This window comes from Rhodococcus sp. NPDC079359 (assembly GCF_040702585.1).
Taxonomy (GTDB): Bacteria; Actinomycetota; Actinomycetes; order Mycobacteriales; family Mycobacteriaceae; genus Rhodococcoides.
This window is the reverse complement of sequence record NZ_JBFBLH010000003.1, coordinates 418,507-438,556: the sequence shown is the minus strand read 5'-3', so window position 1 is coordinate 438,556 and position 20,050 is coordinate 418,507. Positions and strand designations below refer to the sequence as shown.

Sequence of the window (20,050 nt, the reverse complement as noted above, 5' to 3'; positions counted from 1 at the left end):
ATCACACCCGATCGTCGCTCGGCTTCGGTATGGACTCGTTCCCCGTTGTCCGAACTCCCACGGTAGACCAACCGGTCGCCACAGCCTCGGCAACGTCGGAACCGGCTCCGTACCGCTCGTTCGCTGCAGCGAGTGTGGCGGCCGCGAAGCCGGCGAAATCGACCGTAGGAGACAGTCCGCCGACCGTCATCGTGTCGAACCACACCTGCCCGACGCGATCCCAGGCCGGACCGCCCAGAGTGGTGGCGGCGACGGCGAATGCACGGTTGGGGATACCCGAATTGATGTGCACACCGCCCTCGTCCTCGGTGGTGACGACGAAGTCGTCCATGCTGGCCGGCTGCGGATCCTTACCCAGCACGTCGTCGTCGTACGCGGTGCCGGGCTCGAGCAGAGAACGCAACGCTTTCCCCTGAACGGCCGGAAGGAACAGGCCTTCGCCGATCAGCCACGACGCGTCCTCGGCGTTCTGCCCGGCGGTGTACTGCTCGACCAGTGCGCCGAACACGTCGGAGATCGACTCGTTCAGCGCGCCGGCCTGGTCCTTGTATTCGAGTGGGGTGGTGTACTGCGTGAACCCGTGCGCGAGTTCGTGTGCGATGACGCCGAGCGAGACGGTGAATCGAGCGAACACCTCACCGTCACCGTCGCCGAAGACCATGCGCGAGCCGTCCCAGAACGCGTTGTCGTAGTCCTGCCCGTAGTGCACCGTCGCGTCGAGGGGCAGGCCGCTGCCGTCGAGACTCGAGTAGCCGTAGACCTCGTCGAAGAACGCATAGGTAGCGCCGAGACCGTCGTACGCCTCGTCTGTCGCGGCGTCTCCGGTTGCTTCCTCGCCCTCGGCGCGCACCTGCTGGCCGGGGAGATCCCTGGTGGACTTCGCGTCGGAGATCGTGCGTTCGAGCGTGCCGCCGGTGCGCGGGGCGATGGCGGTGCGCGCCTGCACCACCTCGCGTCCGGCACGCATTTCACGATCGGCGAGCAGGGTGGCGCGAGCGCCCGCACCCTGGAGCCTTTCGAGCAGGAACGGTGGAACAACCCCGTGGAAATGCTGGCTGCGCGATGATCCGGAATCGAGAACTGACGTCATACTCGGTGACCCCCTAGGTCCGTGGCATGTGCGGTGATGGTTTCAGTGTGCCCGAGGGCACCGACACAGTCGGTCTCGTCGGTGAGATCACGCGCCCATCGTGGACAGGTCGACGCCATCCACCTCGCTCGGCGGACGAAGCGCAGTGACGGTCGCCCAGTGTCGGGCCAGCAGGGAGGCGTCGGAATCGTCGTCCTCGGCTCGGATCTCGTCGAAGCGAACGGTGACGAAATCCTCCCCGCGATCGCCTATTTCGGCCTGTACCGCGCCGTAGCGGGCGAGCGATGCCGGCACGATCCCCGCCAGATCCGCCAGCGGAACGTCCGGGATGTTCACGTTGACGACGGCGTCGGACGGTCCGTGCGACACCATCCACGTCACCGCGAGGTGTGCGACGTGCTCGGCGGTGTCCCAGTGAGCAGGCTCGGTGGCGATCGACGACAGGGCCATGGCCGGAACTCCATGGGTCAGCGCAGTCAATGCGGCCCCGACGGTGCCCGAATGCAGAACGGCTGCACCGGTATTGGGGCCGTGGTTGATGCCCGAGAGCACCAGGTCCGGCACGTCGCCGAAGGCTCCTCGGGTGGCGACGAACGCGATCAGAGCAGGCGACGCCTGCACCGCGTACGCCGGGACATCGGGCAGACCGTCGATCTCCACCGCTGCGACGCCCAGATGATCGTCGACGCCCATACCGGTCAACGATGCGCTGGCCCCGCTGCGCTCCTCGTGGGGCGCGGCCACGACGACGTCGAGACCGGCAGCGACAGCCACGCGCGCGAGCAGGGCGATGCCCGCGCTGTGCACGCCGTCGTCGTTGGTGATCAGGGCTCTCATTTCTTGCCTGCCTTCTTGTACGGACGAACCTCCACCGATTCGGTCAGGCCGAGAACCAGGTCGCGTCGCCCGCTGCCGAGGCCGCGTCGGGTGACGTTGGCCGTGCCCGCGCCGCCGCCGAGACGCAACGCCTCCGGGACCGACAATCCCTGAGCGAGCCCTGCGGCAATGCCGGCACTCATCGAATCGCCTGCTCCGTGGTGATCGACCATGCGTAGACCCGGCGTGACAATTTCGAGCACGTCGCCGTCCACCAATGCCAGGGCTGGATCTCCGGCCCGCGAGATCACGACGATCTCCGCGCCGTCGTCGTGCATCTTCCGCATCGAGTCGATGAGGTGCGCCGGGTCCTCGGACTCGGCCCGGCCGTCGGCGATGAGGTCCTCGTGGCTGACCTTGAGCACCGTGAGGCCGCCGGCGAGCGCAGCGATCATGGTCGGCCCGGACAGGTCGGCCACCACCGTCTTGCCCAGGGCGGTGAGGTCCGCGCACAACCTCTCGTACACCTCGGGTGGAACGATGTCGTCTTCGTGCGGTCCGCCGAGGATGGCGACGTCGCTGCGGGCACCGGCTGCGAGTGCCGCGCTGAACAGGTCGTCGAGCGCATGCCTGGCCAGGGGCGGCGGGTCGACCGTGGCAAGGATTTCACGCTCACCGCTACGGCGATCGTGCACGTACGAGCCGCTCTCCTGGCCGATGTCGACCGAGACGACGGAGATGCCCTCCCGCTCGACGATGTCGCGCAGAATGCCCCCGATCTCGCCGCCGAACACTCCCGTCAATGTGACGTCGAGGCCGAGCACCGTGGCCATCCGGGCGATCCAGTGGCCCTGACCACCCGCGTGCACGTGCAGTTCGGTGTTGCCGTTGGGAGCTTTGTCGAGGGTCACCGTCAACAGCGGAGACGGAGCGAAGACGAGGGCACTGAGGGATTCAGAGGAGGGAGGCATCGACTGCGAATGCCCGATATGTCAGGACCGAAACGGCTGGTGCTCGGCGATAGCCTCAGAAGCGACGACGCAGACGCATTCCGATCGGCCGGCCGTCGGGGTCGACGAACAGGCGATAGGCGAATGCGGCGAGTCGCTGTTGCCACACCGGTGGCACGGAAATTTCGTGTCGGCGAAGCCTGCCGGCAGGGCGCGGGCCCGAGGACGGGTTGTGGTGCCACTCGTCGAGCGCGGTCGCACTCGCCGAGATGGCGTCGAAGAATGCCTGCGGATCCACCAGATCGGCGTCGTCGCCGTCGGCGCGGCCGAGGTGTTCGCGAATCAGTTCCAGGCGCAGGTTGCGGGCATGGGTTCGGGCACCGTCGCCCAACCCGGCGGGGTCGAGAGGCTCGCGGTCGTCGCGTTCTTCGTCGACGATCGCCGCTGTCAGCTCCGAATCGTGAGTCCAGGACCGACGATTGAAGTTGTCCGAGCCCACCGCGGTCCACACGTCGTCGATGATGCAGACCTTCGAGTGCACGTATACCGGTATGCCGCGGTCGTTTTCGATGTCGAGAACCAACACGCGATCACCACCGGCGGCGCGGATGACCTCCAAGGCAGCCGAGTGTCCCAGCAGCGCAGAGGGAATGGTGAGTGCACTGTCGTCGTCGAGGTGCTTGGGAACCACCACCACCAAGCGCAGGTTCGGCTTACGGCGCAGTGCCGCGGCGAAGACGCGTGCGACATCCACCGACCACAGGTACTGGTCTTCGATGTAGATCAGCTCGGTTGCCCGGTTGAGCGCCTTGGCGTACGCCCGTGCCGCGCTGCGCTCGCCCTTGGTGGCGAACGGGTAGGCGGGGCGTCGACGCGGGTAGGTGCGCAACAACTGCACCGAGCACGTGCCCTGCGGTTCCGGCGGCGCAGCCGCAGGCGGCAGTTCCGACGGCTCCCGAGTCACTCCGCGCAGCATGTCGGGGATGGCGTGCCAGGGTAGGCGGGACAGGGCTGCGGGATCCTCCCAGCGCTCGCGGAAGACGTCCTCGACGTCCCGCACCGCGGGTCCCTCCAACTGAACCTGCACGTCGTGCCAGGCCGGGATCTCGCCGTACTCGGGAGGGAAGGGTCGGGAGACCGGATCGCCGAAATGATCGGCGTCGTCGCGTCGAGCACGGGCCAGGTCGATGCCGCCCACGAACGCGACGTCGGGCAGATCTTTCCTCCCGTACCGCACGACCACGAACTTCTGGTGGTGGCTTCCGGTCACCAGCACGCGCTGGTCGAGGATCACCTCGCCGCCTGCCTCTTCGAGCTTCATGGCGAGCTTGCGATTCTTCGGGCCGGTGAATCCGAGCGTCTCCATGTGCGAGCGCCACACCATGCCCTTCACGACGCCACCGCGGTGCGCGACGCCCGTGAGCGCGTCCTCGACGGTCACGCCGTCGTCGGTGAGCAGCTGTTCCGGATCTCCGCGCCAATCGGTGAACAGCACCAGGTCGTCGCGCTCGGTGCGGTCGAGGGCTCGGGCCAGCGCCGCGAAATAGGTCTTGCCGTGCACCAGGTTCTCGACGCGGTTGCCCTCGGTCCAGGCGGTGATCCGGGTGTCGTCGTTGCCGCGCTCGACGGCAGTGAGGAACCACGGGTGCGCCGGATCGAAGTGTCGCTCCGGTGCGATGAGGGCGGAGGTGGATCTGCCGAGGCTCTCGGCGACACCGTCGACGACGCGCCGGATGCGCTGCACTATCACGGTGGCATCATTTCATCCGGTTTGAAGCGCGGGGAGGGCGGGCACCCGAGCGATATGACTCAGGTACCCAACGTCACGCTCAGAAACGGCAAGCAGATCCCGCAGCTCGGCTTCGGCGTGTTCCAGATCGATCCCGAGAAGACAGCGCAGGCCGTCGAGACGGCACTCGAGATCGGCTACCGCCACATCGACACCGCCGAGATGTACGGCAACGAGAAGCAGGTCGGCGAAGGTATTCGGAACTCGGGTATCGACCGCGACTCGGTGTTCGTCACCAGCAAACTCAACAACGGCTTCCACAAGCCCGACGACGCGCGCAAGGCGTTCGACAAGACGCTCAGTGACCTCGGCACCGACCACGTGGATCTCTTCCTCATCCACTGGCCGCTGCCCACCCGCTACGACGGCGACTTCGTCTCCACCTGGAAGACGCTGGAGGAGTTCGCCGCAGACGGCCGCGCACGCAGCATCGGCGTCTCCAACTTTCAGCCCGCCCACCTCGATCGCCTGGCGGAGGAGACCGAGACGGTCCCCGCGGTGAACCAGATCGAGGTGCACCCGTACTTCGTCAACAACGACGTCTGGGCCTACGGCCGCGAGCATGCGATCCCCACCGAGGCGTGGTCTCCGATCGCCCAGGGCAATGTTCTCGACGACGCGGAATTGAAGCGAATCGCCGACGCGGCAGGCAAATCCGTCGCACAGGTGGTGCTCCGCTGGCACATCCAGCGCGGAAACATCATCTTCCCGAAGTCGGTCACGCCGGAGCGGGTGAAGGCCAACTTCGACATCTTCGACTTCGAGCTCAGCTCGGCCGATGTGGACGCCATCACGGCTCTGGACAAGGGTGAGCAGGGTCGTACCGGACCGAATCCGGACACCTTCGACATGATCCCCGACTGATCACGTAACCCTGTGGGCTCGAACATCTTCGGATGTTCGAGCCCACAGTCGTTCGATCAGTGCATCAGGGCCGGTCAGTGCTTCAGGGCCGATCCTGTTGCCGCGGTGACCTGCTCGGTGGTCACGCCCGGTGCGAGTTCCACCAGTTCGAGGGTGCCGTCGCCGACGACGTCGATGACGGCGAGGTTGGTGATGATGCGATTCACGACGCCTTGGCCGGTCAGTGGAAGGGTGCAGGCGTCGAGGATTTTCGGGTTACCGTCGCGGTCGGTGTGTTCCATGACGACGATGACGCGCCGGGCACCGTGCACGAGGTCCATCGCGCCGCCCATGCCTTTGACCATCTTGCCGGGCACCATCCAGTTGGCGAGGTCGCCGGTGCGTGAGACCTGCATGCCGCCGAGTACGGCGGTGTCGATGTGGCCGCCGCGGATCATGCCGAAGCTCAGTGCCGAATCGAAGTATGCGGCACCGGGGTTGACGGTGACGGTTTCCTTGCCTGCGTTGATGAGGTTGGCGTCGACGTTGTCCTCGGTGGGGTAGGGCCCGGTGCCGAGGATGCCGTTCTCCGAGTGCAGGGTGACCTTGACCGCGTCGGTCAGGTATCCCGGGATCAAGGTCGGTAGTCCGATGCCGAGGTTGACGTATTCGCCGTCGACCATCTCGGCTGCGGCGCGTTCGGCAATCTGATCGCGGGTCCATCCTGTGCTCATGCTCGAACTCCTGAACTGACGGTGCGCTTTTCGATGCGCCTGTCCTGTGGGCCGGTGTGTACGACGCGTTGGACGAACACGCCGGGAAGGTGTACGTGGGCCGGGTCGATTTCGCCCGGTTCCACGAGGTTCTCGACCTGGGCGATGGTGATCTTTCCTGCCATCGCGGCGAGGGGGTTGAAGTTCATCGCAGTTTTGTCGAACACGAGATTGCCTGCGGTGTCGCCGATTTCGGCGTGCACGAGTGCGAAGTCGGCGTTGATCGACTCTTCGAGTATGTACCTTTTGTCGCCGAACACTCGGGTCTCTTTGGGCGGGGAGGCGATCGAGACGGAGCCGTCGGGGTCGTAGCGCCAGGGCATTCCGCCGTCGGCGATGGGGCTGCCGACTCCTGCGGGGGTGAAGAATGCGGGGATTCCGGTGCCGCCGGCGCGGAGTCGTTCGGCGAGTGTTCCCTGTGGGGTCAGTTCCACTTCGAGTTCGCCGGCGAGGTACTGCCGGGCGAACTCTTTGTTCTCGCCGACGTAGGAGGCGGTGACGCGGCGGATTCGTCCGGCGGCCAGCAGGATTCCGAGTCCGTAGCCGTCGACGCCGCAGTTGTTGGAGAATACTTCGAGCTCGGTGGCGTCGGTGTTGGCGATGGCCTCGATGAGGGCGTCGGGGATGCCGCACAGTCCGAAGCCGCCGACCGCGAGGGTCGCTCCTCGGCCGATGTCCGCAACCGCGTCGGCGGCGGACGCGTAGGTCTTTCCAGTCACTTGCAGCTCCTGATGTGTTCGTTGAGCAAACGTTGTAGTCAGTGAACCTGAGCTGTGTATTTCGGTGAAGCAAATGCTGGTATCTGCTCGTTCGGTGAACGGATGTGGACCAGGCGTCCGGTGAGTGGACGTACGATGGCCGGGTGACGACACCGGATGCCAACGCAAGTGTGATCGACAAGATCTGTTCGTTGCTGCGCGCAGCGGGGAGCGAGGAGCCGTCGGGTGCCTCGACCACCGCGCTCGCGCGGGCAACCGGTATCGCGCGACCGACCGCACATCGCCTACTGGCGTCGCTGGCCGACCAAGGATTCGTCGACCGCGACGCGACCGGCAACTGGTCACTGGGCCCGGAGATCTATCTGCTCGGATCGATGGCGGCATTGCGGTACGACATCACCGACCAGGCTCGAAAGATAGTGCAGGCGTTGGCCACCGAGAGTGGAGAGAGCGCGTTCCTCTCGGCCCGGCGCGGGGCGGAGACCGTGTGCCTTCTTCGGGTGGAAGGGAGCTTTCCGTTGCGCTCGCACGTGTTGTACGAGGGCATTCGGCTACCGCTCGGGGTGGCGTCCGCCGGTTTGGCCATTCTTGCGCACCTGCCCGATCGAGGGGTCGACGAGTACCTCGGCGACGTCGACCTGGTGCCGGAGTGGGGCGAGACTCATTCCGCCACAGCGATTCGGCACCGCGTAGGCCACACTCGGACAACAGGTTTCGCCGTCAATCCAGGGTTGCTCGTGGAAGGCAGCTGGGGTCTCGGTGCTGCTGTGTTCGACCGCGCCGGAGGTCCTGCGTGGGCACTGAGCCTGACGGGCGTCGAGACGCGATTCCGTGACGACCGACGCCGGGAATTGGGCAAGATGCTGCTCGACGCGGCACACCGGCTCACCGTGCAACTGGGGGAGCGGCCCGCTTAGCTATCTAGTTCCTCCAGAATGTCCGCGGCGTCTTGGCTACCTGCGTCGGCCAATCTTTGCAGCTCGGCGCGGTCGCCACGTTCACCGGCGAGCTCGACGAGGATGTCGACGGCATCGGTGCTGCCTGCCTCTGCGAGAGAGCGGAGTTCGTCGAGGTCGTTGCGCTCGCCTGCAAGCTCTACCAACTGGTCGATGGCATCCTGATCGCCGCCGGCCGCACGCCGGCGCAATTCGATCGGTGCCGACTTTGAATCGGGCTCGCTCATGGAGTGGAGTGTAGAACGATTCCGCGGGTAACGGCAGGTCAGCCGGTGCTTTTTCGGCTCGAGCATTCTTGTCGGTGGGTCGGGTTATTGTTCTTCTTGTTCGAACAGGCGTTCTTGTTTCGGCTCACCGGGGGGTGAAAAATGGGTGCAATCCCGACCGTGTCACTGGAGGCGTTGACCGCTGCCGCGCGTGAGGAGAATCGGCAGGCCGCCCGCAAGATCACCGCCTGCTATCGCGTGCACTGCGACTGGATCACCCGCGACACCAAGCACAAGCACTACAGCCGATACGGACGCACGGAAATGTCAGTGGCGTTGGGCTGCTCGGCGACCGTCGCCGAAGCGTATGTCTCGGTCGGCGTTGCTCTGCATACCAGGATGCCGCTGCTGAGGGCAGCGTTCGAGACCGGTGAGATCGACCTTCCCCGCGTGCGGACGGTATGCCGGATCCTCGACAATCTTTCCGATGACATCGTCACCCGCGTCGAAGCCGAGGTGGTCGAGGCGGCGCGGAGGTCGTCCCCAGGTCCGCTCGAACAGGCGATCTGGGACATCCTGCTGCGCGTTGCACCGGAGGAAGCGGCCGCGTTGCGGGAGTTCGCGAAGAAGTTCCGGACCGTCACCTACAGTCCCGCCGGAGAACTGGCCCGCATCCGAGCCGAGTTGACCGCCCCCGAAGCCGCCGCCGCATGGCAACTGCTCGAGGAGATGGCCGACACCCTCTGCCCGAAAGACCCGCGCGGGAAGAAAGAACGCCTGTGCGATGCATTCATGGCCCGCATGCACGGCGAACCCCGACTGGCTTGCCTGTGCCGACGCGAGGATTGCCCGAAGAAAGACACAGCGTTGCCGGATCGGCGGGTGCCGTTGACGATGATCACCGTCGACATCGCCACCCTCATCGGGTTGTTGGCGAACCCCGCCTACCTCGCCGGGCACGGTTCCATCGACCCCGACCTCGCGCGGGAGTTGGCACGCAGCAGTCAGTGGCAGATCCTGCTCACCGAAGCAGTGACCCTCGCGGAGAAACTCGGGCTCGCTGTGCAGAACCCGGAGACCGGGGAATGGGAACGACGCCCGGACAGCGAGACGGCATCGGCTGCAACAGAACCCGAGACGGGAACAGCGACGGACGAAGACAACGACACGGGCTCGGGCATGGGCTTGCCTGCAGACTCGGCTGCGGATGCCGATGAGGGAACTGGGTTGGAAGCGGACTCGAGGGCGGCGACAGATTCCTCGACCGAACCGACGTCGGCCACTTCACCGGCACCTGCACCGGCACCTGCACCGGCACCTGGACCTGGAAATACCTCGACACCGACACCGGAACCAGCAGCACCGGCAGCACCGGCACCGGCAGATGAGGTCGACGAGACCGGCGATGCCGAAGAGACTGGCGAGACCGGCGAGAGCGGCGATGCCGAGGAGAACAACGAGTCCACACCCGCACCTGCGACCGACCCGTCAGCAGCTACCGCCGACCCAGTCCGCAAGCACGCAGCAACCAGTGCCCCGGCACCAGCGAACGCCCCTCCAACACAGCCGACCTCGGCAACCGGCCCCGAGAGACCTGCATCGGACCCGGCACCGGCGTTGCAGTCACCTGCGGACCCGATATCGCCGGCACCTGATCCTGCTCCGAAACAATCCGAATCAGGTTCTTCCACAACGGCATCCGGATCCACAACATCCGGGGCGACATCAGCCCAAGGCCCGGAACCAGGAACAGGCTCGACTGCCGCTGCCGCTGCCGCTGCCTCCGGCGACAATCCACGCCAGCGTCGCCTGGGATCGTTGACGTCCGCTGCAGCCCTGTTCTGCACCCACACCCCCGTCGGCCGGGGCACACGGCACAGCTCTGCCCTCGACCTGGACGACATCAGACATCCCGCCCGCAACATGAGAGCACTCGACCTACGCTCGGCAATCCGGATGGACAACCGAACGACCCCCACTGCAGGCCACACACCCGCAAACCGCACACCCTCAGGCATCTACCTCGGCAACGCCTCCCTCGCCGCAGCGCTCGAAGCCGCCATCGCCGCCGACCCCACCCTCGGCAAATCGGTACCCCGCGATCCACTCACCGACCGCGCCCTGATCTACCGACCCGATGCCCTCACCACAGCAGCCGTCCGACTCCGCGACAAACACTGCCGCTTCCCCGGCTGCCACCGACCCGCCGCACGCTGCCAACTCGACCACGTCGTGGCCTTCGATCACGCCAACCCTCGCGGCGGCGGCTGGACCACCGTCAACAACCTCCAATGCCTCTGCGACTACCACCACTCGGTCAAAACCGCCGGCTACTGGACAGCAGTCATGCTCCCCGGCGGAGCGATCTTGTGGACATCGACATCCAAGACCACCCGAATCACTCTGCCCGCCAACGGCACATCCGTACCCATCCTCGGCAACGACCTCAGGCCACACATCCCCACCACACCGAAACGATCCGGCCACATCGCCTACCCCAACCCACCCGACAATCAACCGCCCGAGACAGACGAAACGGCAGCACCGCCGTTCTAGGCGATGCTGCCGTGGATTCCTGTGCCCGATCCGTCAGACCAAGTGCTGAATGTGGTCGCGGGTGAATTCGATGCGCTCGTCGACGCGTCCGTCTCCGACCTTGTTCACCCAATCCGGGTCGGACAGCAGTGCGCGTCCGACGGCAACGAGATCGAATTCGTTGTCCTCGAACTGGCCGACCAGTGCATCGAGTCCGGTGACACCGGATGCGGCATCCTCCGACCACGCCGAGGTGAACACGGAGTCGAGGCCGACGGATCCGACGGTGATCGTCGGGACGCCGGTGAGCTTGCGGGTCCACCCGGCCAAGCCCAGCTTGCCGTCGTTGCCGTCCAGCTCGGGAAACGCAGGATCCCAGTGGCGGCGGGTCGAGGCGTGCAGGATGTCCACTCCGGCGTCGACCAGGGGAGTCAGGACGCGTCCGAGTTCCTCAGGGTTCTGGGCGATCCGGGCGTCGAAGTGATTGCTCTTCCACTGCGAGAACCGGTAGACGATGGCGAAGTCCTCGCCCACCGCAGCACGGATCGCCGCAACGACCTGCGCGGGGAAGCGAGTCCGAGCTTCGAGGGAGCCACCGAACTCGTCGTCGCGCACATTGGTTGTGGCCCAGAGGAATTCGTCGAGCAGATATCCGTGCGCGCCGTGCAGCTCGAGACCGTCGAATCCGGTGTTCTTCGCGTTGACCGCGGCCTGCACCCATTGCGAGGTGAGTTCGTCGAGGTCGGCGTCGGTGAATGCGCGACCCACCGAAGAACCGTCGAGTGCAATGCCCGACGGGCTCACGGTGGTGACGTCCGGGAACAGGCGAGGCTCGGTGCCGCGCTCGACGCCGAGGTGCCACAGCTGCGGGATGATCGCGCTGCCCTCGGCGTGCACGGCGTCGACGACGCCTTTCCAGCCCTCGAGGCTGGCGTCACCGTAGATCCGCGGGACGCGGGTGTGCGGGCCGGCTGCGGGATCGGGAATGTAGGTGCCCTCGGTGATGATGAGGCCGGTGCCGCCGGCCGCGCGCTTGCGGTAGTACTCGGCGACATCCGGGCCGGGAATGCCGTCGGGAGAAAAGGCGCGCGTCATCGGGGCCATGGCGAAGCGATTGCGCAGCTTCAGCGACTTGACCTCGAACGGCTCGAAGAGCCCGGCGGTGGACAGATGCTGAGTTGTGGATGCAGTTTCGGTCACGCCTGCGCACAACCGGCATGTAACCCGAGCTATTCCCGGCGTAGGGCTGTTAGCGTCGGAGCCTTATGAGCCCTTCGCCGCTGATTTCTGCCGCCGAACTGCACGACCTCTTCGAGATGGGACGGGCTCCGGTCGTCCTCGACGTTCGTTGGGCGCTCCAGACCGGCAGCGACAGAGCAGGTTACGGGTCCGGCCACATCCCGAACGCGCAGTTCGTGGACCTCGATGCAGAGCTTGCCGGGGTCCCGGGTTCGGGCGGCCGCCATCCGTTGCCCGACGAGGAGACCTTCGTCGCAGCGATGCGAAGCGCCGGGGTGAGCGACGATTCCTCCGTGGTGGTCTACGACGCAGGACCCGCAACTGCCGCGGCGCGCGCATGGTGGCTGTTGCGTTACTACGGCCATGCAGACGTGCGAGTCCTCGACGGCGGTCTGGCTCAGTGGGTGGCCGAAGGGTTTGCCACCGGCACCGAGCCGTCGATCGTCGCAGCCGGATCTTTCAGCGCCCGGCCGTCCCTGGCACGAGTCCTCGACGTCGGCGATGTACTCGAGTTCGCCCAGAGCAACGTCCTGCTCGACGCCCGAGCACCCGAGCGATTCCGCGGTGAGGTGGAGCCGGTGGATCCGGTGGCCGGTCACATCCCCGGCGCAATCAATCGACCGACCACAGACAACGTCGATTCGGACGGCAAGTTTCTGGACCCCGGGGTACTCAATGGCACATTCGGTGGACTTGTGCCCGAGGGAAAGGCCGTCGCCGTGTACTGCGGTTCCGGCGTGACCGCCGCCCATCAGATTCTGGCGCTCGAGTTGGCGGGCTTCGATGCTGCGTTGTATCCGGGATCGTGGTCGGGGTGGATCACTGATCCGACGCGTCCTCGGGCCTAGATTCCGCGCTCTGACCAGCATCTTCATGCAACCAGGGTTGAACTTGAATCCGACTTCAACTATACCTGGGGCATGAAGGTAGAAGGCAAAGTTGCCATCGTCACCGGCGGTGGTGGCGGAATCGGCGGGGCCATCGCCGCTCGACTCTCCGAGCACGGCGCACGCGTCGTCGTCTCCGATCTCGACGAGACCACGGCCCGATCCGTGGCCGACGCCATCGAACGCGACCGGCCGGGGACGGCCATCGCCGCCGCGGCGGACGCGTCGAACACCGAGGACATTCAACGGCTGATCGCACTGGCCGAGGACTCGTTCGGACCTGTCGATCTCTACTTCGCCAACGCAGGCATCAGCGGCGCACCCGGACTCGACGCCACCGACAAGGACTGGGATCTCTCGTTCGATGTCAACGTCCGCGCACACATTCGCGCCGCGCAGCTGTTGGTGCCGGGTTGGCTCGAGCGCGGTGAGGGCTACTTCGTCAGCACCGCCTCGGCGGCCGGCTTGCTCACCCAGATCGGCTCGGCGACATACGCGACCACCAAGCACGCCGCGGTCGGATTCGCCGAGTGGATGAACGTCACCTACGGCAACCGCGGTATTCGCGTCAGCTGCCTGTGCCCGATGGGCGTCAACACCAAACTGCTGTACGAGGGACGCGAATCCGGAGATGCGTTGGGAGCGGCCGCAACTGCCGCGGTTCTCAGTGCCGGTGCCGTACTCGAACCGCTCGATGTCGCCGACGTGGTGCTCGACGCAATGGACCGCGAGCAGTTCCTGATCCTGCCGCACGAGAACGTGCTGGACATGTACCGCAACAAGGGTGCCGACTACGACCGGTGGTTGCGCGGCATGCGTCGCTACCAGGACAGCTTGCTCGACAACAACCGATAGGGGCCCACCGTGGCATTTTTCGAGACCTCCGACCGTGCGAAGAAGTACGAGTCGGATCTGTTGGAGTTCATGGACTCTCACATCTACCCGGCCGAGGCAGTGTACGAGCAGCAGATGCTCGAATCCGGTGACCCGCACTTCCAGCCGCCGATCATCGAGGATCTGAAGAAGGAAGCGCGCTCGCGCGGCCTGTGGAATCTGTTCCACCCGCATCCCGAGTGGGGCCCCGGTCTGACCAACCTCGAATACGCACCTCTGGCCGAGATCATGGGACGCAGCCTGCTCGCCCCCGAGGCCTGCAACTGCAACGCACCGGACACCGGCAACATGGAGGTGTTCACGCTCTTCGGCACCGACGAGCACAAGGAAAAGTACCTGAAGCCGTTGCTGGACGGCACCATTCGCTCTGCCTTTGCGATGACCGAACCCGATGTCGCCAGCTCCGACGCCACCAACATCGCGATGAAGATGGATCGCGACGGGGACGATTTCATCCTCAACGGGCGCAAGTGGTGGACGTCCAATGCGATGCACAAGAACTGCAAGGTTCTCATCGTCATGGGCAAGACCGATCCCGAGGCGGCCACGCACCGCCAGCAGTCGATGTTGGTGGTGCCCATCGACGCACCCGGAGTCACCGTCCTGCGCAATCTGCCGGTGTTCGGCTACATCGACCGCGAAGGTCACGCCGAGGTGCTCTTCGAGGATGTACGGGTACCGGCGAAGGACGTGCTGAAGGGGCCGGGGGAGGGCTTCGCAATCAGCCAGGCTCGCTTGGGACCCGGCCGCATCCACCACGCGATGCGCACCATCGGCGTGGCCGAGCGTGCACTCGAATTGCTGTGTCGCCGTGCGGTATCGCGAGTGACGTTCGGCAAGCCGGTGGCGATGCGCTCGAACATTCAGGACTGGATCGCCGAGGCGCGCATCGAGATCGAGAAGACCAGGTTGCTCACGTTCAAAGCGGCGTACCTGATGGACACCGTCGGGAACAAGGAAGCGCGCACGGAGATCGCAGCGATCAAGGTTGCGGCACCGGAGATGGCGCTGAAGATCATCGACCGGGCGATCCAGGTCCACGGCGGAGGCGGAGTGTCCAACGACTTCCCGCTGGCCATGATGTACGCACACATTCGCACCCTGCGGCTCGCGGACGGTCCCGACGAGGTGCACAAGATGTCGATTGCGAAGATGGAGCTGAAGAAGTACCTCTGAACGTTCGTCTACCGACCCGGCTGCCAGGCCGGGTCGCGGCCGATGAAGGCCATCAGCTTGTCCTGTGAGGAAGCATCGTCGGCAACGGGGGCGGCGGGGCCGTACTGCCCGCTGTCCCGTAGCACCTGCTCAATCGGTCGCATGGCCTCGAGCGCTGCAGCGCAGCGTTTCTGGCCCAGATCAGGCTCTCGGCCGAGGGCTTTCGCCAGGTCCCAGGAGTGCATCCAGACGTCGGCGGTGTAGAACATGTCGATCGCCTCGTCCACCGGCATGTCTCCGGTGTGCGGGTTGCTCAGTACCCGGCCGGCGGGGTCGTCGAGAATTGCTTGGATATCGGCGACGTGCTGGGTCCAGGCTGCGGCCGGGTCGGCTCCGACGTCCAGCGCCGGTAGTTCGATACCGGCTCCGCCGGCGAGAAAGCCGCGGGACCACTCGACCAGGTGCCGCACCACATCGATTGCAGCCCAACCCGATACCGGGCTCGGCCGAGACCAGTCCTCCGGTGATGCGGACTCCACCAATGAAGTGAACATGGCCGCGTCCTGCAGGTGTTGCTGGGCCGGGCCGGTGCTCTGCGCGAGCAGTTCGTCGAGCTTCTCGTAGCCCTCCTTTACACCGACGTCCATGCCGCTCGACAGCATGCCGTCGCGCGTCGCGAAGTCCGACATCACGCTCAATACCCTCAGACGTGTACCGCCGTCGCCACGGCTGTCGAAGGTGAGCGTTTCGAGCGCGACCGAGTCGGGTGCACCCTTCCAGGTGAAGGTCCACACGATCCGCTCGCTCGCACGCACCTCGTGGAAGCTGCCGAAGAAGGCAGCGATCTCTTCGCCGTCCCGGTCGTTGGCGAAGGCCCAAGCGCCTCCGGTGTGCCCCTTCCACTTCAGGATTCGGGTCGTCAACGATCGCGGCCCCACCCACTGCCGATACAGCTCGGGGTCGATGTGAGCGCGAAACACCTGCTCCGGCGTCGCGTCGAACTCTCGGACGATCTCGATCGTGGGGACTTTCTCGTCCGCAACGATTTCGGTGTCGTGTGCAGTCATGACACTTCTTTCGACTCGTTGGTCTCGTCGTCTGCGATGCTGTCCAGCAGGGCGTCGAGGCGTCGATACCGTTGTTCTGCTTCCTGGCGATAACGCTCGATCCATTTCGTCAACAGGCCGAACACCTCGGCATCGAGGTGCACCGGGCGACGCTGGGCATCCCTGCTGCGCGTGACCAATCCGGCCTCCTCTAGCACCTTCACGTGCTTCGAGACCGCTTGCAGGCTCATCTCGTACGGTTCGGCGAGCTCGCTGACATTCGCATCCGCCCCGGCGAGTCGAGCGACGATGTCACGTCGAGTGGGATCGGCCAATGCCGCGAACGTCCTGTTGAGCTGCTCTGTTCGATCGTCCATGGGGTTCCTCGCTGTGCGTTGTTTCCGAGGGTAAGCCGCCCGCTCGACGTAGTCAACCACTTGGTTGACTAAGTTGATCGCCTACCCTCGAACCATGAGCGTCGGTGATGACCTGGTGCAGGATGTGCTCTCCCGGGCCCCGAGACACCCGCTACGGGTGGCGATCGACGGGGTGACGGCTTCGGGCAAAACCACCTGCGCGCGATGGCTGGTCGATGCTGTTGCGGCACAGGGGCGTCCGTCCGTGCACGTGACGATGGACGGCTTTCATCATCGGCGCGCCCATCGGTATCGGCAGGGTCGGGCGTCGGCTCTCGGCTACTACCGGGACGCGTACGACTTCGACGCGTTTGCGGCACACGTGCTGATCCCGTTGGGGCCGAACGGAAGCGGGGCCATTCGGCGTCGGGTCATCGATCTGGCGACGGATGAGCCGGTGGACGATCCGCTCGAGCCGGTGCCGGCCGACGCGATCGTCGTGGTGGACGGAACGTTCCTGCACCGGCCGCCGCTGCCCGAGTACTGGGACTACACAGTCTTCGTCGATACCCCCATGGACGTCGCACGGGCTCGCGGTATAGCCAGGGATGCGGAGGCGCTCGGTGGCACGGAGGCGGCAGGTCGGGCCTTCGACCAGCGCTATCACGCAGCATGCCAGATCTATCTGGACGAGGTGGATCCGCGCGCTCGGGCAACGCGAGTGTTGCCGATCGACTGGAGATGACCACCATCGTTCGTGCATTCCGGTGCTCGCAGTGGTGCGGTCGAGTGCAACCCAACGCACTCGACCGCACCACTGCCGCAGCGTGTTTCAGAAGTGAATCACCCCGCGCATGTTCTTGCCGTCGCGTAGGTCCTGGTAGCCCTCGTTGACCTGCTCCAAGGAGTAGGTCGAGGTGATGAGTTCGTCGAGCTTGAGTTGCCCGGCGTCGTACAGGCGTAGCAGGCGCACGATGTCGTACTGCGGATTCGCGGACCCGAAGAGCGTGCCCTTGATCGTCTTCTGATTCAACGTCAGATCCGTGCCGGACACGTGCACAGTCAGCTTCTCGGGATCGGCGAGCCCGGTGATGACGACGGTGCCGCCCTTACCGATGGCCGCGGTTGCGGCTTGCACGACCTCCTCGTCGACGGTTCCGACCAGAATCAGAGCCTGGTCCGCTCCCTGACCCCACGTGAGTTCGGTCAACTTCTCCTGCGCCGACGCGTAGTCCGCGAACGCGTGAGTCGCCCCGAACTTCAGCGCCTGGTTACGCTTGAACTCGAGCGGATCGACGACGAGGACATGCTTCGCGCCCGAATGCACCGCTCCCTGAACGGCATTGATGCCGAGGCCGCCGATGCCGTAGATGATCACGGAGTCACCTGCGCGTACACCGCCCGCGTAGACCGCGGTACCCCAGCCGGACGGAACGCCGCAGCCCACGAGAACTGCTGTCTCCAAGGGCAACCAGTCGTCGATCTTGACGACGGAATGCTGCGAGATGGTGGCGCGTTCGGAGAAGGTGCCGAGCATGCACATCGCTCCGAACTCGGTGCCCTTGCTGTCGCGGCGACGGAACGTGCCGTCGGGCATGCAGCCTTCGAGGATCGTTGCGCCCATGTCGCACAGGTTCTGTCGGCCGGTGGAGCAGTAGCGGCAGGTGCCGCAGTTCGGGATGAAGGAACAGACGACATGATCGCCGGGCTTGACCTTGGTGACGCCGGGACCGACGTCCTCGATGATGCCGGAACCCTCGTGGCCGCCGACGATGGGGAAGCGCGGTGGCAGGTCGCCGTCGAGCAGATGTAGATCCGAATGGCACAGTCCTGCGGCCACGTACTTGATCAGGACTTCACCGGGGCCGGGGCCGTCCATGTCCAGTTCGATGATCTCGAACGGCTTGTGTGGCTCGAACAGTACTGCTGCTTTGGTCTTCACGGAGCTTCTCCTGACGTCGATTCAGCGGTCGATGGATGTGGCGTGTCCGACGGTGCCGCTGCTCTCGTATTGCCGGGCGCGCATCCATGCATGGAATTGTGACCCCGATCACGGGCGGTGAGTGTTCAGAAAGTGGACAACCTCAGCCGAGGATGCCGAACTCGCGCATCCGCTTGTACAGCGTGGTTCGACTGATCCCCAGGCTCTCCGCCGTCGTGCGTTTGTTGCCGCCCTGCCGTGCCAACTCGTGCACGATGGCGTCGCGCATCGCGGTGTCGAGGGTGCTCATCCGAGTGGTCGACGCTTTCTTGCGCGGCCGGACCAGTTCCCGTTCGGTGATATCTCCGACGGATCTGCGCGACGCGGCCTCGGTGACCTCGGCCCGGAGTTCGCCGATGTTGCCCGGCCAGTCGTAGTCGATCAACGCCGACAACGCTGCCGGGGTGAAATGCGCGCGGGACTCGAGCTCGGCCATGATGGCGCGGACCAGGTCCGGAATCTCGTGTCGGCGAGAGCGCAACGGGGCCAACTCGATGGTCTCGGCGCACAGTGACAGAAGTTGGCGATGTTCGAGTTCGGCCGAGTCGGTGGCCGAGCTCGACAGCGCGTACCACCCGGGAGCGGACGACAGAATCGAATGCAGCCGGCTCGCCACCGGGCCGGTGAGGAAGTGCACGTTCTCGACCACGACATCGTGGGCGGCCCGGACCTGATGCTCGACGCCTGCCAACCACTCGGCCGCAGTCGTCGTCACCAGATCCGACGCGTCGAACCAGCGTGGTGACGTCGTTGCTGTCCAGCGGGCCAGGGTGGTCGATTTCCCGGTGCCGGGTTCACCGTTGACGCACAACGGCTTTCGTGTCTTGGGTGCCGGTGGTGGTGTACGCAGGGTGTCGTGCGGATCGATCTCGATGACGATGCCCGCGGCCGACACCGGACGTTCCCAGCGTACGGTTGCATGCAGTCCGGAATTGAGAATCACATCCTGTACGACGCCGCTGCGCCGGACCGCATCGTCGGTGAGCGAGCGTAGTGCGGAGTGATCGACTGTGTCCACTATTGTTGCAGCGCTGGTGTTTTCGAGCAGAATCTCGTCGGCGATCGCGATGACGGGGGCACCGCGGCGCTGTGAGGATGCGTACTGAAACGCCTGGAAGAGTCGTTGTTCGCCCGAACGCGTCTCTTCGAGGAGCCTGCCCTGAATGTCCTGTGCGGCATGGACGAGCATCGGTTGGAGCAACGGGTTGTCGTCGGAGGCCAGGAAGGTGATGTCGAGGACGCCCTCGATGCGGCGGGTGACGGGGTGGATCAGGGGGTGGCCGTAGCAGCCGAAGGTTTTCATCGACTCGATGTAGTGCTCCTCGGCGTGCACAGCGCACGGGGCGCGCATCTCGAAGCTCGTCGAGATCGAATTGGTGCCCGACGCCTGTTCGGTGAACGAGCGGCCGACGACCGCGCCCATGGAGGACACCGCATCTCGTAGCGAATGGGTTCCGAAACGGAGATCGACCAACCGGGCGTCACGGTCCGCGAGCAGGACGCAGTACCCGGAGCCGTGGAGCACACTCTCCATCCGATCGAGGATGGGGTTTGCGGCGGCGAGGAGGCGGCTACGACGGTCGACGTCACGCAGGCTCGCCTGCTCCAGGGTGTCCGCCGGTGCGAGACCGCTCTGCGCCGACCGTTGCCAGGACTTGGCAATGGAATCTCGGAGCTTCTCGGCACCGCTGGGCATCTCGCGCACCTCCGTCGGCCGGCGCATGGTCGTCATACGACGGTATCGCCGACTGCTCCGCTCGACGCACGTTTCGACGGAACCTGCCCGATCGGGCAGTGGTGTATTGACAGTGTGCT

Annotated in this window: 19 protein-coding genes; 7 read left to right on the top strand and 12 right to left on the bottom strand. The window is 65.4% G+C overall.

Going from position 1 to position 20,050, the window contains the following annotated elements; translation table 11 throughout:
* Position 1: 1 nt before the first annotated feature.
* From AB0362_RS10405 to AB0362_RS10390, 4 genes are all read right to left on the bottom strand, one after another.
* Complete coding sequence (locus tag AB0362_RS10405; protein ID WP_317549745.1) at positions 2-1,090, bottom strand: M4 family metallopeptidase; 1,089 nt, start codon at positions 1,088-1,090, stop codon at positions 2-4.
* An 87-nt stretch (positions 1,091-1,177) separates the two neighbouring features.
* On the bottom strand, positions 1,178-1,927 hold the full coding sequence (locus tag AB0362_RS10400; protein ID WP_317533177.1) for a 5'/3'-nucleotidase SurE: 750 nt from the start codon (positions 1,925-1,927) through the stop codon (positions 1,178-1,180).
* On the bottom strand, positions 1,924-2,877 hold the full coding sequence (locus AB0362_RS10395) for a PfkB family carbohydrate kinase (RefSeq protein WP_094687668.1): 954 nt from the start codon (positions 2,875-2,877) through the stop codon (positions 1,924-1,926). Before AB0362_RS10395 ends, AB0362_RS10400 begins: the two co-directional genes overlap by 4 nt.
* Before the next feature lie 55 nt (positions 2,878-2,932).
* The gene (locus tag AB0362_RS10390; protein WP_317549746.1) at positions 2,933-4,606 is read right to left on the bottom strand and encodes a phospholipase D-like domain-containing protein; all 1,674 of its coding nucleotides are present in this window, start codon (positions 4,604-4,606) and stop codon (positions 2,933-2,935) included.
* Between the two features lie 54 nt (positions 4,607-4,660).
* Between AB0362_RS10390 and AB0362_RS10385 the strand changes: the two genes are divergently transcribed.
* Complete coding sequence (locus AB0362_RS10385) at positions 4,661-5,509, top strand: aldo/keto reductase (protein ID WP_068054275.1); 849 nt, start codon at positions 4,661-4,663, stop codon at positions 5,507-5,509.
* A 74-nt stretch (positions 5,510-5,583) separates the two neighbouring features.
* Here AB0362_RS10385 and AB0362_RS10380 read toward each other — a convergent pair whose 3' ends face one another.
* Both AB0362_RS10380 and AB0362_RS10375 read right to left on the bottom strand, forming a co-directional pair.
* Positions 5,584-6,222, bottom strand: a complete 639-nt coding sequence (locus tag AB0362_RS10380; protein WP_317809591.1) for a 3-oxoacid CoA-transferase subunit B — start codon at positions 6,220-6,222, stop codon at positions 5,584-5,586.
* The gene (locus AB0362_RS10375) at positions 6,219-6,980 is read right to left on the bottom strand and encodes a CoA transferase subunit A (protein ID WP_317809592.1); all 762 of its coding nucleotides are present in this window, start codon (positions 6,978-6,980) and stop codon (positions 6,219-6,221) included. Before AB0362_RS10375 ends, AB0362_RS10380 begins: the two co-directional genes overlap by 4 nt.
* Before the next feature lie 143 nt (positions 6,981-7,123).
* On the opposite strand from AB0362_RS10375, the gene AB0362_RS10370 reads away from it, so the two are divergent.
* Positions 7,124-7,897 carry an IclR family transcriptional regulator gene (locus AB0362_RS10370; protein WP_317809593.1) on the top strand — a complete coding sequence of 258 codons (774 nt, stop codon included), beginning with the start codon at positions 7,124-7,126 and terminating at the stop codon, positions 7,895-7,897.
* On the opposite strand, the gene AB0362_RS10365 is transcribed toward AB0362_RS10370, so the two are convergent.
* Entirely contained in the window at positions 7,894-8,163 is a 270-nt protein-coding gene (locus AB0362_RS10365; RefSeq protein WP_317809594.1) for a hypothetical protein, read from the bottom strand. The genes AB0362_RS10370 and AB0362_RS10365 overlap by 4 nt on opposite strands.
* A gap of 141 nt (positions 8,164-8,304) precedes the next feature.
* Between AB0362_RS10365 and AB0362_RS10360 the strand changes: the two genes are divergently transcribed.
* A complete protein-coding gene (locus tag AB0362_RS10360; protein ID WP_317809595.1) occupies positions 8,305-10,698 on the top strand; it encodes a DUF222 domain-containing protein in 2,394 nt (797 codons plus the stop codon).
* Between the two features lie 33 nt (positions 10,699-10,731).
* On the opposite strand, the gene AB0362_RS10355 is transcribed toward AB0362_RS10360, so the two are convergent.
* A complete protein-coding gene (locus AB0362_RS10355) occupies positions 10,732-11,877 on the bottom strand; it encodes an NADH:flavin oxidoreductase (protein WP_068053519.1) in 1,146 nt (381 codons plus the stop codon).
* A 65-nt stretch (positions 11,878-11,942) separates the two neighbouring features.
* On the opposite strand from AB0362_RS10355, the gene AB0362_RS10350 reads away from it, so the two are divergent.
* From AB0362_RS10350 to AB0362_RS10340, 3 genes are all read left to right on the top strand, one after another.
* Complete coding sequence (locus AB0362_RS10350) at positions 11,943-12,764, top strand: sulfurtransferase (protein WP_317809596.1); 822 nt, start codon at positions 11,943-11,945, stop codon at positions 12,762-12,764.
* A 72-nt stretch (positions 12,765-12,836) separates the two neighbouring features.
* Positions 12,837-13,658, top strand: a complete 822-nt coding sequence (locus tag AB0362_RS10345; RefSeq protein ID WP_317809597.1) for an SDR family oxidoreductase — start codon at positions 12,837-12,839, stop codon at positions 13,656-13,658.
* 9 nt (positions 13,659-13,667) lie between these two features.
* On the top strand, positions 13,668-14,873 hold the full coding sequence (locus tag AB0362_RS10340) for an acyl-CoA dehydrogenase family protein (RefSeq protein WP_032403731.1): 1,206 nt from the start codon (positions 13,668-13,670) through the stop codon (positions 14,871-14,873).
* An 8-nt stretch (positions 14,874-14,881) separates the two neighbouring features.
* Here AB0362_RS10340 and AB0362_RS10335 read toward each other — a convergent pair whose 3' ends face one another.
* Together AB0362_RS10335 and AB0362_RS10330 are read right to left on the bottom strand one after the other, a co-directional pair.
* Positions 14,882-15,919, bottom strand: coding sequence for a TIGR03086 family metal-binding protein (locus AB0362_RS10335; protein WP_149406422.1), 1,038 nt, complete (start codon positions 15,917-15,919; stop codon positions 14,882-14,884).
* A complete protein-coding gene (locus tag AB0362_RS10330; RefSeq protein ID WP_149406423.1) occupies positions 15,916-16,275 on the bottom strand; it encodes a metalloregulator ArsR/SmtB family transcription factor in 360 nt (119 codons plus the stop codon). The genes AB0362_RS10335 and AB0362_RS10330 overlap by 4 nt, the downstream gene beginning before the upstream one ends.
* 94 nt (positions 16,276-16,369) lie before the next feature.
* Between AB0362_RS10330 and AB0362_RS10325 the strand changes: the two genes are divergently transcribed.
* On the top strand, positions 16,370-16,999 hold the full coding sequence (locus AB0362_RS10325) for a hypothetical protein (protein WP_317809598.1): 630 nt from the start codon (positions 16,370-16,372) through the stop codon (positions 16,997-16,999).
* An 87-nt stretch (positions 17,000-17,086) separates the two neighbouring features.
* Here AB0362_RS10325 and AB0362_RS10320 read toward each other — a convergent pair whose 3' ends face one another.
* A complete protein-coding gene (locus AB0362_RS10320; protein ID WP_317809600.1) occupies positions 17,087-18,196 on the bottom strand; it encodes an NDMA-dependent alcohol dehydrogenase in 1,110 nt (369 codons plus the stop codon).
* A 142-nt stretch (positions 18,197-18,338) separates the two neighbouring features.
* Positions 18,339-19,958 carry a helix-turn-helix domain-containing protein gene (locus AB0362_RS10315; RefSeq protein WP_366235541.1) on the bottom strand — a complete coding sequence of 540 codons (1,620 nt, stop codon included), beginning with the start codon at positions 19,956-19,958 and terminating at the stop codon, positions 18,339-18,341.
* Positions 19,959-20,050: the final 92 nt, after the last annotated feature.